Source organism: Streptomyces sp. W1SF4 (genome assembly GCF_003950035.1).
Taxonomy (GTDB): Bacteria; Actinomycetota; Actinomycetes; order Streptomycetales; family Streptomycetaceae; genus Streptomyces; species Streptomyces racemochromogenes.
In genome coordinates this window covers 5,779,951-5,795,530 of record NZ_CP034350.1, presented here as the reverse complement: position 1 = coordinate 5,795,530, position 15,580 = coordinate 5,779,951, and the positions used below count along the sequence as shown (strand labels likewise).

At 76.1% G+C, this 15,580-nt stretch carries 6 protein-coding genes; all 6 read right to left on the bottom strand.

Features of this window, described 5'->3' with window-relative positions:
- Nucleotides 1-2: 2 nt before the first annotated feature.
- Nucleotides 3-6,539: a non-ribosomal peptide synthetase gene (locus D1J60_RS27120; RefSeq protein ID WP_125822843.1), complete on the bottom strand. Its 6,537-nt coding sequence runs from the start codon at nt 6,537-6,539 to the stop codon at nt 3-5.
- Nucleotides 6,536-11,770: a non-ribosomal peptide synthetase gene (locus D1J60_RS27115; protein WP_125822842.1), complete on the bottom strand. Its 5,235-nt coding sequence runs from the start codon at nt 11,768-11,770 to the stop codon at nt 6,536-6,538. The genes D1J60_RS27120 and D1J60_RS27115 overlap by 4 nt, the downstream gene beginning before the upstream one ends.
- Before the next feature lie 83 nt (nt 11,771-11,853).
- Nucleotides 11,854-12,096 carry an MbtH family NRPS accessory protein gene (locus tag D1J60_RS27110; protein ID WP_125596541.1) on the bottom strand — a complete coding sequence of 81 codons (243 nt, stop codon included), beginning with the start codon at nt 12,094-12,096 and terminating at the stop codon, nt 11,854-11,856.
- Nucleotides 12,097-12,240: 144 nt separating this feature from the next.
- Nucleotides 12,241-13,413, bottom strand: a complete 1,173-nt coding sequence (locus D1J60_RS27105) for an FAD-dependent monooxygenase (protein ID WP_125822841.1) — start codon at nt 13,411-13,413, stop codon at nt 12,241-12,243.
- On the bottom strand, nt 13,410-14,867 hold the full coding sequence (locus tag D1J60_RS27100; protein ID WP_125822840.1) for a condensation domain-containing protein: 1,458 nt from the start codon (nt 14,865-14,867) through the stop codon (nt 13,410-13,412). Before D1J60_RS27100 ends, D1J60_RS27105 begins: the two co-directional genes overlap by 4 nt.
- Nucleotides 14,864-15,580 carry a DsbA family protein gene (locus D1J60_RS27095; RefSeq protein ID WP_125822839.1) on the bottom strand — a complete coding sequence of 239 codons (717 nt, stop codon included), beginning with the start codon at nt 15,578-15,580 and terminating at the stop codon, nt 14,864-14,866. The genes D1J60_RS27100 and D1J60_RS27095 overlap by 4 nt, the downstream gene beginning before the upstream one ends.

The following is a 15,580-nucleotide window of genomic DNA, read 5'->3' as shown; positions in this document are numbered from 1 at the left end:
GATCAGCCCTTCCGGGGGTGGTCTGCGCCGTCCTCGCGGGCGGCGGCTTCGAGCGCGGTGGCCGTCTGGGCGACCGTGTGGTTGCGGAGCGCGGTGGCCAGGTCGAGGGCCAGTCCGTGCCTGCGGGCGGTGACGAGCAGGGGTGCGACCAGCAGGGAGTCCCCGCCGAGGTCGCGGAAGTCGTCGTGGACGCCGACCTGTTCGAGGCCGAGTACCTCGCGCCAGACCTCGGCGAGCACCTTCTCCAGGTCGGTGCGGGGGGCGGTGTACGGCAGGGGGGTCGCGGTGGCCTGGCGGGAGGCCAGGGCGGCCTTGTCGCGCTTGCCGTTCGCGGTCAGCGGGAGCCGGGCGACGACGGTGACGGTGGCCGGGATGACGGCGGCGGGCAGGACGGTGCGCAGCCGGTCGCGCAGGGCGGCCACCTCGACGGGCGCCCCGTCGGCGGGGACCACCCAGGCGGCGAGCCGCTTGCCGCCGTCGGCGGCGTCCACGGGGGTGACGAGCGCCTCACGGACGGCCGGGTCGGCGGTCAGGGCGGCCTCGGCCTCGCCGGGTTCGACGCGGTGGCCGCGGATCTTGACCTGCTCGTCGGCGCGGCCGGTGAACTCCAGGATGCCGCCGGGCAGGAGGCGGGCGAGGTCGCCGGTGCGGTAGATGCGGGTGCCGGGGAGTCCGTACGGGTCCGGGAGGAACGATTCGGCGGTGAGTGCGGGCTGTCCCGCGTACCCCCGGGCCAGTCCCTCGCCGCCGAGCCAGACCTCGCCGGCGATGCCGTCGGGCACCGGCCGCAGCCGCTCGTCGAGGATCCTCAGCAGCACGCCGGGCAGGCTGGAGCCGAGCGGGACGAGGGTGCGGCCCGTGTTGGGGCGGACGTACCCGAAGGTGGCGGCGACGGTGGCCTCGGTGGGCCCGTACTCGGAGCCGAGCAGCATCCGCCCGCCGGCCGCGGCGATCCGGGCGGAGACCCGCTCGGCCTGCGCGGTCGGGTAGGCGTCGCCGGCGCAGACGGTGATCCCGGCGAGGCCGCCGAGCTCGCTGTCGGTGAGCTGCGCCTCCAGCAGCTGGAGGTGGCCGGGGGTCAGGCCGGCGAAGGAGTACGGGGCGCCGGCCAGCAGCAGCGGGCCGAACTCGCCCGGCTGCCAGTCCTGCGGCAGCAGGTGCACCCGCTGCCCGGTGAGCAGCGGCGCGTACAGGGCGGGCAGGCCCAGGTCGAAGCCGACGGAGGTGAACCAGGGGGCGCCGCCGGTGCCGGCCTCCGCGTAGGCCCGTACGGCCCAGTCGAGGTAGTGGGCGAGGGCCCGGTGGGTGACCTCGACGCCCTTGGGGGTGCCGGTGGAGCCGGAGGTGTGCAGGACGTACGCCAGCCGGTCCGGGTCGAGGGCCAGGCCGAGCGGGCCGCCGTCGCCCTCGTGGGAGACGTCCTCGGTGGCGAGCACCCGCCCCTCGGGCAGGATCCCGGCGAAGCGCGGGGCGTACGAGGCCTGCGTGAGGGCCAGTTCGAAGCCGAGCCCGGCGATCCGGGCGTCCGGGGTGCAGGGGTCGACCGGGAGCTGCGCCGCGCCGGCCTTCCACACGCCGAGCAGGGCGGCCACCAGCTCGGGCCCGCGGTCCAGCAGGACGGCGACCCGGGTCTCGGGGCCGGCGCCGAGGGCGCGCAGCCGGCGGGCGATGCGGTTGGCCCGCTCGTCGAGCTCGGCGTAGGAGGTGCCGGGGGTGCCGGCGCCGGTGAGGGCGGTGGCCCACGGGGTGCGGGCGGCCCGTGCCTCGAAGCCGGTGAGGACGTCCACCGGGGTCTCGGGGTGCGGCAGCGGCGGCGCGGCCAGGCGGGCCCTCTCGTACGGGGTGGGGAAGGCGCCGGTGGCGTCCCCGTCGGCCCCGGTGCGGGCCATCTCGGCGAGCACGGCCCGGTAGAGCCCGGCGAGGCGTTCGGCGTTGGCCTTGGCGAGGGTCCTCGTACGGGAGGCGATCGACATGTGGCCGCGCACCGGGGTGCCGACGACGAGCGGGAACTCGTTGGGGCTGTCGTCGCGGCTGGCCATGATGTCGATGAGTTCGACGTCGACCTGGTGGAAGTCCAGGTAGTGGAAGAGCACGTCGATCAGGTGGCTCTCGCCGCCGGGCACGCGCATGGCGGGCATCGGGTAGCGGCGGTGCGGCCACAGCGAGACCTCGCGGGCGAACACCTCCTGGGCCAGCTCGCCCCAGGTAGCGGCGCCCGTGCGGTAGGGGAAGGGCACGGAGTTGAGGTACATGCCGGAGACCCGCTCGGCGCCGGCCTCCTCGGGGCGGGCGTCGGCGACCATGCCGCCGCGGAAGGCCCCGGCCCGGGTCAGCATCGACAGGACCTTGCCGTGCGCGGCGTGCAGGACGCTCTTGTACGGGACCTGCGCGGCGGAGGCGAGCGCGCGCAGGCCCGGCTCGACCTCGGCGAGGTCGATGTCGATGCGGTAGCGCTCGTCGATGCCGTGCGGGTCGCCGCCCCAGCCGGTGGGGATGGTGAACTTCTCGTGGGAGTCGACGAGTTCGCGCCAGTAGTCGCGGTCCCCGGCGTCGGCCAGGGAGCGCAGCTCGCCGGCGATGAAGTCGGCGTAGCGCACGGCCGGGACGGGCGGGGCCGGTTCGGGCTCGCCGCCGGTGCGGATGGCGTTGTAGGCGCGGAGCAGCTCCATCAGCTGGGAGTGGTAGCTCCAGCCCTCGATGACGGGGTGGCACTCGGTGATGGACAGCCACCAGCTCTCGTCGTCGACGAGGTGGACGGCCATCCGCATGAGGGGGGCGGCGGTGAGGTCGAACAGCTCCTCGCGGTCGCGGTCGGCGAAGGACCACAGGGTGGACTCGCGTTCCTCGCGGGGCAGGTGGCGCAGGTCCTCGAAGACGCACGGCATGGAGACGGTGCCGACGGCGTGGACGAGCTGGAGGGGCTCGCTGTAGCCGGCCATGGCGAAGGAGGTCCGCATCACCTCGTGGCGTTCGACGATCAGGTCGGCGGCGCGCCGGAAGACCTCGGGGTCGAAGGGGAGGGCGTCGCGGATCCGGAAGGAGGTGATGTTGTGGTAGCGGTTCTCGCCGCTGCGGCCGTGCATCTCGACGAGCATTCCGGCCTGGATCCGGGAGACCGGGTAGGCGTCGGTGACGTCGGCGGGCAGGGTGAGCCGGTCCTCCTCGGAGATCAGGGCGAAGGGGGCGACGGGGCCGTCGGCGCGTTCGGCGGAGCCGTCGCCGGTCTGGTCGCCGAGGGCGGCGCGGAGCCTGGCGACGGTGCGGTGTTCGAAGACGTCGCGGACGCTGGTCTCCCAGCCGGCCTCGCGCAGGGCGCCGACGAGGGAGACGGCGCGGATGGAGTCGCCGCCGAGGTCGAAGTAGTTGTCGTGGACGCCGACCTTCTCCAGGCCGAGGACCTGGGCCCAGACGGCGGCGATGGAGGCCTCGGCGGCGTCGCGGGCCTCGACGTGCTCGCCGACGGCGGTGGCCTCGCGGCCGGGGGCGGGCAGGGCGCGCCGGTCGAGCTTGCCGTTGGCGGTGAGCGGGAGGGCGTCCAGGCGCAGGTAGGCGGAGGGGATCATGTAGGCGGGCAGGGCCTCGGCCAGCGCGTCCTTGAGGGCGGCGGGGGCCAGTGCGCCCTCGTCGGCGCCGGGGGCGGGGACGAGGTAGGCGACCAGCTGCTTGTCGCCGGGGGTGTCCTCGCGGACGAGGGCGACGGCCTCCCCGACGGCGGGCAGCGCGGTGAGGGCGGTCTCGATCTCGCCGAGTTCGATGCGGTAGCCGCGGAGTTTGACCTGGTGGTCGATGCGGGCGACGAAGTCGAGGCTGCCGTCGGGCAGGACCCGGGCGAGGTCGCCGGTGCGGTAGATGCGGGCGCCGGGTGCGCCGTACGGGTCGGGCAGGAAACGTTCCGCGGTGAGGTCGGGGCGGCCGGCGTAGCCGCGGGCCAGGCCGGTGCCGCCGATCCACACCTCGCCGGGGACGCCCAGCGGCAGTGGCCGCAGCCGCTCGTCGAGGACGTACATGGTGGTGTGGGGGATGGCCCGGCCGATGGAGACGAGCTCGGTGGTGACGGGGCCGCGGGGGGCGCCGTCGGCGGCGAGGAAGTGCGCCGAGTTGCCGACGGTGATCTCGGTGGGGCCGTACTCGGCGGCGAGGCAGGTGCCGTCGGGGCCCGCGGCGGCCGCCCAGCGTTCGGCGAGGCGGTGGGTGAAGGAGTCGCCGGCGGCGATGACCAGTCCGGCCAGGTCGCGGACCTGCGCGGGCTCCAGCTGCTGGGAGAGCAGGTCGAGGTGGCCGGGGGTGAGCTTGATGAAGGCGTACGGTCCCCCGTCCGCGAGCAGCGCGCCCAGGTCGGCGGTGTCGAAGTCCTGGGGCAGCAGGTGGACGCTCTGCCCGGTCATCAGCGGGGCGTACAGGTCGGGGACGCCCAGGTCGAAGGCGACGGAGGAGAACAGGGGGGCGCCGCCGGTGCCGGCCGAGGCGTAGGCGCCGGCGGTCCAGGTGAGGTAGTTGGCCAGGCCCCGGTGGCCTATGAGGACGCCCTTGGGCTTGCCGGTGGAGCCGGAGGTGTAGATGACGTAGGCGAGCTGGTCGAGGTCGTGGGCGGCGGGCAGTTCGGCCTCGGCGGTGGCGAGGGCGGTGCGCTCGGCCGGGTCGTCGACGACGACGAGGGACACGGCCCCGTTCTCGAAGCGGCCGGCGTGCCGGGACTGGGTGACGACGAGGCGGGTGCCGGTGTCGCCGAGCATGTAGGCGATCCGCTCGTCCGGGTAGCCCGGGTCGATCGGCACGTACGCGGCGGCGGCCCGCCAGATGCCCAGCAGGGCGGCGACCAGGTCGGGGCCCCGGTCCAGGAGCACGCCCACGGTGTCGTCGGGGCGTACGCCGAGCCCGACCAGGCGGCGGGCGAAGGAGTCGGCGCTGGCGTCGAGTTCGGCGTACGTGAGCTCGCCGCCGGCGTGCCGGACGGCGACCGCGCCGGGGGTGGCGGCCATCCGCTCGGCGATGGTCTCGAAGACGGGCCGCAGGGCGGCGGCGTCCACGGGGGCGCCGACGGGCTCGGCGGGGCCGTCGAGGAGCAGGGCGCGCTCGGCGCCGCCGATGAACTCCAGGGTGGACAGGGGCGCGCCGGGGTTTTCGGCGACGGCGGCGAGCAGGGCGGCGTAGTGGCCGGTGATCCGCTCGGCGGTGGCGGCCTCGAACAGGTCGGTGGCGTACTCCAGGGCGCCGTGCAGGGAGCCGTCGGGGCGTTCGGCGAGGTGCATGGTGAGGTCGAAGCGGGCGATCTTGCCGCTGGCGGCGACCGGGCCGGCCGTGAGGCCGGGCAGGTCGGGGCTGTCGGAGCCCTGCCCGGAGGCCAGGTCGAACATCACCTGGAAGAGGGGGGTGGTGGACAGGTCGCGTTCGGGCTCCAGCTCGTCGGCGATCCTGTCGAAGGGGGTGTCCTGGTGGTCGAAGGCGTCCAGGACGGCGGTGCGGTTGCCGGCGAGCAGCTCGCGGAAGGCGGGGTCGCCCTGCCAGCGGCCGCGCAGCACCAGGCTGTTGTAGGCGTAGCCGGCCATCTGCTGGAGTTCGGGGCGGGTGCGGCCGGAGACGGCCGTGCCGACGCTGACGTCCCGCTTGCCGGTGTAGCGGCCCAGCAGTGCCTGGTAGGCGCTGAGCAGGACCATGAAGAGGGTGGCGCCCTCCTGTTCGGCGAGGGTGCGCAGCCGGGCGGCGGTGGCGGCCGGCACGTCGAACTCGGTGACGGCGCCGGCCCAGCCGCGCACGGAGGGCCGGGGCCGGTCGGTGGGCAGTCCGAGCGGTTCGGTGCCGGCGAGCTGTCCGCGCCACCAGTCGAGGGCGGCCTCGGCGGCGGGGCCGCTCTGGCGGGCGTTCATCCAGGCCGCGTAGTCGGCGTACTGGACGGGCGGTTCGGGCAGTACGCCGTCCAGCGGGCCGGTGGTGGTCACGGCGGCCCGGTAGCAGGCGGCCAGGTCGGCGAGGAGCAGCGGCCGGGTCAGCGCGTCGCAGGCGATGTGGTGCATGACCACGACCAGGACGTGGTCGTCGGCGGCCAGGCGCAGCAGCCGCACCCGCAGCGGGGCCTGGGTGGCCAGGTCGAACACCTCGGTGGCGCGGGCCCGGGCGAAGGCGGCCGCGGCGGCGTCCCGGTCGGCGTCGGCGACGCCGCTGACCTCGGTGACGGCGTAGTCGACGGGGCCGGCCGCGTCGACGCACTGGCGGGGCTCGGCGCCGTCGAGGAGGTAGCGGGTGCGCAGGATCTCGTGGCGGGCGGCCAGCGCGTCGAAGGAGCGGCGCAGGGCGTTCTCGTCGAGGGGGCCGCGCAGCCGGTGGGCGAGCGGCAGGAGGTACTCGGGGCTGTCCGGGTCGAGCTGGTGCAGGAACCACAGCTGGCGCTGGCCCGCGGAGAGCGCCAGCGGCGCCCCCCGGTCGGCGCGCGGGATCCCGGTACGGGCCGGGCCGCCCGCGGCGCGGCCCGCGCGGCCGGCGAGCCGTCTGCGCAGCAGCTCCGCGCGCAGCTCGTCCTGCGTGGGTGCGGTGGGTGCGGTCACGGCTGGTACTCCCTGTGGGCGATGGCGAGTTCGGCGTGGTCGAGGGTCTCGATCTCGAGGCGGACGGCCTCTTCGACGGCTGCGGCGAGACCGGCGACGGTGGGGTGCTCGAAGACGGCGCGCAGCGGCATCTCGACGTCGAACTCCTCGTGGAGTCGGGCGATGACGCGGGCGGCGAGGACGGAGTTCCCGCCGATCCGGAAGAAGCCCTGGCGGGCGCCGATCCGGCGGGTGGTGCCGTCCTCCCCGGCGAGGACCTCGGCCCAGATCTCGGCGACGATCTCCTCGACCGGGCCCTCCGGCGCGGTGTACGGCTCGTCGGAGAGGGCCGCGGCGAGGTCGGGGGCGGGCAGGGCCGCCGTGTCGACCTTGTTGTGCCGGGTGAGCGGGATCTCCGGTACGGGTACCAGCAGCGCGGGGACCATGTAGTCCGGCAGGCTGCGGGCGCAGTGGTCGAGGAGTTCGGAGTCCCCGGGCGGGTTGGAGCCGCTGGGGACCCAGTAGGCGACGAGCGCGGCGGTGGAGCCCGTGCCGTGCACGACGACCGCGCACTGCGAGACGCCGGGGTGCTCGGCGAGGACGCCCTGCACCTCGCCGGTCTCCACGCGGCGGCCGCGGATCTTGGCCTGGCCGTCGGCGCGGCCGGCGAACTCGATGGTGCCGTCGGCGGACATCCGGGCCCGGTCGCCGGTGCGGTAGAGGCGGGCGCCGGGGTTTCCGTACGGATCGGGGACGAAGGAGGCCGCGGTCAGGCCGGGGCGGCCGTGGTAGCCGCGGGCCAGGCCGGCGCCGCCGACGCAGAGTTCGCCGGTGGTCCCGTACGGGACGGGCTCCAGGTACTCGTCCAGGACGCGGGCGGTGACGTGCGGGTAGGCGCGGCCGACGGGTACGGCCGTTGCGGTGTCGTGGGCGTCCCAGCGGGTGGCGGCGATGGTGGTCTCGGTGAGCCCGTACTCGTTGACGAACCGCAGCAGGCGGCGGGACAGGTCCCGGGCCAGGGCGGGCGGGCAGGGCTCGCCGCCGGTCTGGCCGACGAGCGGGCGCCGGCCGAGTCCCGCGTCGATGAGCATCTGCCAGTGCGGCGGGGCGACCTGGAGGTGGCTGACGCCGTGCTCCTCGATGAGCCGCAGCTGTGCGGCGTGGTCGCCGAGGTCCCGCTCCTGTGCCAGGACCACGCGGCCGCCGGCGACGAGCGGCATCAGCAGCTCGGTGCAGGAGATGTCGAAGGTGGGCTGGGCCAGGGCGAGCCAGGCGTCGTCGGGGCCCTGCCCGAAGTCCAGGTGGGCCTGCGATGCGCGGAGCATGGCCAGCAGGGTCCGGTGCTCGACGGCGACGCCCTTGGGGCGGCCGGTGGAGCCGGAGGTGTACATGATGTACGCGAGCCGCGCCGGGTCGGCCGGTGCCTCCGGCGGTGTGGTGGACCAGGACGGCGGCCCCTCGCTGTGCGGCCGGGCGGTACGGGCCCACGCGTCGAGCCCGTCGGCGGCGAGCGCCGGGTCGCTGGCCGAGGCCAGGGCGGCGGCGCCCGCGGCGGCGGCGACCCCGGCGCCGGGCGCCCGGGCGGCGAGCCCGGAACCCTGCGGAGCGCCGGAGGCGGCGGCGAGGCGGGTGTCGGTGTCCACCGCCAGCCAGGGGCCCTCGTGGTGGCCGCGCAGCCGGGTGGCGCCGGCCAGGTCGGAGACCAGCAGGGTGGCGCCGGCGTCCCGCAGGACGTAGCCGAGGCGGTCGTCGGGGGCCGCCGGGTCGAGCGGTACGTAGGCGGCGCCGGCCTTCCAGGTGCCGAGGTAGGCGGCGATCAGGTCGGGGGTGCGGCCCAGCATGACGGCGACGGTGGTCTCGGGGCCCGCGCCCAGTTCCCGCAGCCGCTGCCCGAAGGCCTCGGCGCGGCGTTCCAGCCGGGCGTAGCTCCAGCTCTCGCCGCCGCAGACGACGGCGGTCTCCTGCGGGGTGCGGCGGGCGACGGCCGCGACGGCGGTGTGCACGGTGTCCTCGGCGGCCCGGCCGGCGCCGGGTTCGGGGGCGCCCGGGCCCAGGGCCAGGAGCTCCGCGCGCAGGGCGGGCGGGAGCAGGTCGGCGCGGCCGAGGCGGACCCCGGGGTCGGCGGTGACGGACTCCAGCAGCCGGACCCAGCCGGCGGCGAACCGTTCGACGGTGGCCGCGTCGAAGAGGGAGGTGGCGTACTCGACCATGCCGAGCAGGGAGCCGTCGGCCTGCCGCTGCACGACGAAGGTGAGGTCGGTGCGGGCGGAGCGCCAGGCTCCGCGGAAGGCGTCGACGTCGTCGGCGGCCGTGGCGGTACCGGTGCGGCCCTCCTCGTGCAGGTCGAACATGACCTGGTAGAGGGGGGTGCGGGCGGGGTCCCGGGACTCGTCCAGCTCGGCGACGAGCCGGTCGAAGGGCAGGTCCTGGTGGGCGAAGGCGGCCCGGGCGGTGTCGCGGACCCGGACCAGTGCCTCGGCGAAGGTGGCGTCGGCGGGGGCGTCGCAGCGCATCACCAGGGTGTTGAGGAAGAAGCCGACGACGTCGGCGACCTCGGGCCGCTCGCGCCCGGCGACGGGCACGCCGACGGGGACGTCCCACTGGCCGGTGAGCCGGGCCACGAGGGTCCCGAACACGGTCAGCAGGGTCTGCTGGAGGGTGGCGCCGTGGCCGCGTCCGAGGGCGGCGGCCCGTTCGGCCAGCTCGGCGGGGACGGTGAACACGTGGGCGGCGCCGAGTCCGTCGCGGACGGCGGGCCGGGGCCGGTCGGCGGGCAGGTCGACGGGGAGGATGCCCTCCAGGGCCTGCTTCCAGTACGAGAGCTCCGCGCCGGCGGCGGATCCGGCCAGCCGCCGCCGCTGGTGGGCGGCGTGGTCGGCGTACTGCACGGGCAGGGCGGGCAGTTCGGCGGTGGTGCCGTGGTGGTGGGCGGCGGCGAGGGCCAGCAGGTCGCGTTCGAGGACGACGGAGGACCAGCCGTCGCAGGCGATGTGGTGGACGGACAGCACGAGGTGCAGGGAGTCCGTGCCGCGTACGGTCAGGGCGCGCCAGACGGGGCCGTCCTCCAGGTCGAAGGGCCGGCTGAACTCGTCCTCGATCAGGGCGCCCCGGGCGGCCGCCGTGTCCGCGCGGGTGGTGCGCAGCTCGACGCGGGCGTCGGCGTCGGCGATCTGGACGGGCTCGGCAGCGCGCAGGACGTAGCGGGTGCGCAGGATCTCGTGGCGTTCGGCGAGGCCGGTCAGGGCGGCGGCGACGGTGGTGTCGGCGTACTCGTGCGGCAGGGTGATGAAGACGGGCGCGTTCCACTCGGCGCTGCCGGGGCGCATCCGGTCCATCAGCCACAGGCCCTGCTGGCCGGGCGACAGGGGCAGGCCCTGCGCGGGGCGTTCCACGGGCCGGACGGTCTCGTCGGCGTCGGCGTCGGCTCCGGCGGCGGTGGCGGCGAGGGCGGGGGCGTCGGCGAGCAGGGCGGCCTGGGCCTCCACGGTGGTGGCGGTGAACAGGGCGCGCAGCGGGACCCTGGTGCCGGCGGCGGCCGTCAGGGCCTCGGCGAGCCGGCTGAGGAGCAGGGAGGCGCCGCCGAGCTGGAAGAAGTCGTTGGTGGCGCCGATCCGGTCGGCGGGGATGCCGAGGAGGGCGGACCACTGCTCGGCGACGACCCGTTCGGCGGGGGTGCGCACGGGGACGTGGGCGCCCTCGGCGGCGGAGGCGGCCGCGGCGGCCGGCTCGGGCAGGGCGGAGCGGTCGATCTTGCCGTTGGCGGTGAGCGGGAACTCGGCGACGGGCACGTAGAGGGACGGGATCAGCGGGTCGGGCAGGGCGCGGCGCAGGAAGGTGCGCAGTTCCTCGGGGCGCAGCAGCTCGCCGCGGGACTGGACCCAGGCGACGAGGCGGTGTCCGCCGGAGCCGTCGGGGACGGCGGCGGCGACGGCGGCGCGGACCCAGGGGTGGGCGGCGAGGGCGGCCTCGACCTCGCCGGTCTCTATGCGGACGCCGTTGACCTTGACCTGGTGGTCGAGGCGGCCGAGGTACTCCAGGGTGCCGTCGGCGAGCCAGCGGACGCGGTCGCCGGTGCGGTAGAGCCGCTCGCCGGGGGCGCCGTACGGGTCGGGCACGAAGCGTTCGGCGGTCTGGTCGGGGCGGCCCTGGTAGCCGAGGGCGAGGCCGACGCCGCCGGCGTGCAGTTCGCCGGGGACGCCGACGGGCACGGGCCGGCCGGCCGGGTCGAGGACGAGGGCCCGCATGTGGGCGATGGGGCGGCCGATGGGGACGGCGCCGGTCTGCTGGGCCGGGTCCCAGCGGTGCTCGGTGACGTCGACGGAGGCTTCGGTGGGGCCGTAGGTGTTCCAGATCTCGGCGCGCGGGGCCAGCTCGGCGAGCGTCCGGCAGAGTTCGGCGTGCAGCGGCTCGCCCGCGCTGAAGATCAGCCGCAGGGCGCCGGCGTCCTCCCAGCCGGCCTGTTCGACCAGGCGCCGGTAGACGGAGGGCACGCCCTGCAGGACGGTGACCCCGTGCGCGGCGACGGCGCGCAGCAGGGCGGCCGGGTCGCGTTCGGCGTCCTCGGGGGCGACGGCGACCGCGCCGCCGCTGATCAGCGGGGAGAAGACCTCCAGGCCGGCGGCGTCGAAGCCGATGGTGGTCTTCAGCAGGAAGCGGTCGGCGGCGCCCAGCTTGTGGCGGTGGGCCAGCCAGCGGACCCGGTTGGCGATGCCGCTGTGCGGGACCAGGACGCCCTTGGGGCGGCCGGTGGAGCCGGAGGTGTGCAGGACGTACGCGGGCCGGGCGGCGTCGGGGGCCAGCGGGAAGGCGGCGGCCTCCTCGTCCGGTACGGTCCGCGGCGCGTCGGTGACGTCGAGGACGGTGGTGCCGGCGGGCAGCCGGGCGGCGGTGCCCTGCGCGGCGAGGACGACGGCCGCGCCGGCGTCCTCCAGCACGAGGGCGAGGCGGGCCTCGGGGTAGTGGGGGTCGAGGGGGACGTAGGCGGCGCCGGCGAACCAGACGCCGAGCAGCGCGGCGACCAGTTCCGGGCCGCGGGGCAGGCAGACGCCGACGAAGTCGCCGGGGGCCACGCCCCGGGCGCGCAGGGCCGCGGCGTAGCGGGCGGCGAGCCCGTCCAGGGCGGCGTAGTCAAGGACGGCTCCGTCGGCGCCGAGGACGGCGGGGGCCTCGGGGGTGCGGGCGGCCTGGGCCCTGAACAGGGCGGGCAGCAGCAGACGGCCGGGGGCGGATCCCGACTGCGTACGGTCGTTCACGTTCTCTCCTTCATCGGGATCGGGTGGCGTCGGCCGTGCCCGAGGCCTTGGCGGTCCGGGACGGGCCCGGCGGTGCGGGTGGGTCAGGCCGCGGAGGCGGCGGACATGCGCCGGCGCAGGCTGGCGGGGCGCAGGTCGGTCCACACCTCGGTGATCCGGGCGAGGCATTCCTCGCGGGTGCCCTCGGTGCCCTCGGCGGTCCAGCCGGCGGGGAGTTCGCGCCCGGACCACCAGATCGAGTACTGCTCCTCGTCGTTGAGGACGACGCGGTAGCGGGTCTGTGCCTCCGCGTCGCCGGACCGGTTGCCGTTCTGCTGTTCGCTCATCGCTGTTCCCTTCGCGTGATCAGGTGTGGCCATCCTTGAAGAGGGCGCTATCGATGCCCTATCGAGCGGATATACGGGCCGGAACGCGGGACGGGCCCCCGGCGCCGGATGGCGTCGGGGGCCCGTGGGAGGGGGAGGTGCGGTTCAGGCGGCGGCGCTGGTCACCGGGGTGCGCAGGGCCGCTTCCACGTCGTGGTCGAGGATCCAGCTCACGTCGGCGGCCGCGCCCCTGACGTCACCGCCGGGGCCGCCGGGGGGCTTGCCGCCCTCGCGGGAGCCGAGCTGCACCCGGGTGGTGTGGGGGCGGCGGAGCGCCTCGTAGCGTTCGAGGGCGGCGGCGGTGCCGGGGGCGTCCGGGGCTGCTTCGGCGAGGCAGACGGCGAGGGCGACGGCGTCCTCGAGGGCCTGGTTGGCACCCTGTCCGTGGTGCGGGAGCATCGGGTGGGCGGCGTCGCCGAGCAGGGTGGTGCGGGCGGTGCTCCAGCGTTCCAGGGGGGCCCGGTCGTACAGGGCCCAGCGGCGCACCTCGCCCGCCGCGCCGGCCAGTTCGCGGACCTGCGGCGCCCAGCCGGCGAGGACGGAGTCCAGGTCGGCCCGGTCGCCGGCGCTGGTCCAGGACTCGGCGTCGCCCTCGGGGGCCGGGGCCACCACCACGTAGGTGAACTCCCGCCCGCCGGAGACCGGGTAGCACAGCACGCGTGCGCCGGGGCCCGCGAACATGTACATGCGGGCCGGGTCGAGGCCGGGTACGTCCGCCGCGGCGACCAGGCCGCGCAGGGCGCTGTTCCCGGAGTACACGGAGGCGTCGTCGCCGGCGAGGGCGCGGCGCACCGCCGAGTGCACCCCGTCGGCGCCGACGAGGACGTCGGCCCGGTCGGTGGTGCCGTCGGCGAACTCCAGCAGTACCCCGTCGGGGCGCTCCTCGTACCGCACCAGCTCCTTGCCGGTGCGCACCCGCTCCGCCGGGACCAGGCCGGCCAGCATGCGGTGCAGGTCACCGCGGTGGACGGTGAGGTAGGGGGCGCGGAACCGCCGCTCCCAGGCCTCGCCCATCTCCTGCACGGCCACCGGGGCCCCGTCGTGGAAGGCGCGGACCTCCAGGGCCTCGGGGCGGACGGCCATTTCGGCGAGGCGCGGGGCGAGGCCCAGGCGTTCCAGCAGTCTGGTGCCGTTGGGGCCCAGGTGCATGCCGACGCCCTGCTCGCGCAGGGCCTCGCCGCGCTCGTACACGGTGACGTCCAGGCCGCGGGCGTACAGGGCCGCGGCGGCGGTCAGGCCGCCGAGTCCCGCGCCGATGACGGCGACGCGGGGGCTCACCGCTGCTCCCGGGCGTTCTCGAAGGACTCGAACTCGTCGAACTCGTCGAAGCCGTCGAAGCCGTCGAGTCCGGTGTCCGCGCCGGTGCCCAGGGCCAGCAGGGCCTCCAGTTCGTTCGCGCCGGCGAGTTCCACGTCGGCGACCGGGGTGTCCGGGTCCTGGACGGCGGCCGCGAGCATCCGCTCGTAGCCGTCGGCGAACCGCGCGACGGTCTCGCGGTCCAGTACGTCGGTGTCGTAGGAGAAGACGGCCGTGACCCCCTGCGGGGTCTGCTCGATGCGCAGCAGCAGGTCCAGCTGGCCCTCCTGCTGGGGGACGTCGATCAGGGCGATGTCGAGCCCCGCGTACGGGACGGAGGGCCCCTCGCTCGCGCCCGGCGGGACGTTGGGCACCGGCGGCTCCATGCGGTCCATCTGGACGAGGAACAGCGCGGTGCGGAAGACGGTGGCGCGGGGGAAGGCCAGTGCGCAGGGGTAGCGGACGTTGACCATGCCGCGCATGACGCGTTCGCCGGCCTGGGCGGCCGCGCTGCGGAAGGTGGAGCGGGCGTCGAAGTCGGCGCGGACCGGCATGGTGTTGAGGAAGCAGCCGATCACGTCGCGCTGGGCGCGGCCCATCCGGCTGGTGGCGGGAACGCCGAGGACGAAGGCGTCCTGGCCGGTCCAGCGGTGGGTGAGGGCCTGGAAGACGGAGAGCAGGTACGCGAAGGGCGTCACCCCGGCGGCGGAGGCCGCCGCGGGCAGCCCGTCGGCGGTGTCCTCGGCGAGCTGCCGTACGACGGTTCCGCCCCGGTAGGAGCGCAGGGCGGGCCGGGGCCGGTCCAGGGGCAGTTCGGCGGCGGCGGCGCCGGCCACCGACTCGTGCCACAGGGCGGCGGCCCGCTGCCCCGCCTCGGAGGCGGTGTAGCGCAGCTCCTCGGCCGCGTGGTCGGCGTACGAGCCGGGGATGGGGCGCCAGGCGGGTTCGGCGGCGGCGGCGATGCCCGCGTAGGCGTCGAGGACGTCGCGGACCAGGAGCCAGCGGGAGGTGAAGTCGCTGACGATGTGGTGGGCGGAGGTGACGAGGGCCCAGTCCGTGTCGGAGCGGCGCAGCAGCACCACCCGGAAGGCTCCGGACTCCAGGCGGAAGGGGCGGGCCCCGGCCTCCTCGGCGGCCCGGTGCAGCTCCTCCTCGGAGGCGCCGTCGAGGTCGTGGAACTCGAGGCGGACCAGGGGCCGTTCGCTGACGGTGCGGCGCACTCCGGCGGCGCTCTCGGTGAAGACCGAGCGCAGCAGGTCCTGGCGGGCGCCGACGGCGGTGACGGCGGCGTCCATGGCGAGGGGGTCGACGCGGCCGCGCAGCCGCAGCGGCATGACGATGTTGTAGGCGGAGGCCTCGGGCGAGACCCGGTAGGCCGTCCACATGGACTGCTGGATCGCGGTGAGCGGCAGCGCCTCCACGGTGGTGGTGCTCATCCGCAGCCTCCGGCGTGGCTCATGTCGGTGGTGCGGCCGGCTCCGACGACGGCGAGTTCCCTCTCCTCGGGGCGTGCGGCCGGGGCGGGGGCCCCGTCCGCGAAGGAGGCGGCGAACTCCTCGACCCGGTCCAGGCCCCAGTAGGGCTCGCTGCCGCTGATGAAGTACGGGACTCCGAAGACCCCGTCGCGGTGCACGTCCTTCAGCGCGGCGGCCCCGCGGGCGCGCAGGCCGGCGTCGTCGGGGGCGGCGGCCACGGCGGCGGGGTCCAGGCCGATCCCGGCGGCCAGTTCGACGACGGTGTCCGGGTCGCAGATGTCGCGGCCCTCCAGCCAGCGGGCCCGCCCGGCGCGTGCCACCCACTCGCGGCCGAGGCCCGCGTCGGCGGCGAGGAACCAGGTCAGGTGGGCCGGCTCCCACCATGGGGTGCGGTCGGCCGGCCAGGTCAGCGGCAGGTCCCGGTCGGCGGCGAGGCGGCGTACGTCGCGCAGGATGTAGAACTGCTTGGCGCGGCTCATCGGCGTGTACGGGAACTGCCCGCCGGCCTCGTCGAGGAGGCGTCCGGTTCTCTCGTCGGGCTCCCAGAAGGGGCGCCATTCGAGGCGGTCGAGCAGTCCGGGGTGGCGGCGCTCGATGTCGTGCAGGGCGAAGAAGTTGTAGGGGCTGCGCAGGTTGAAGTAGAACCGGGGCGGTTTGGCGGCACGGCCGGCCAT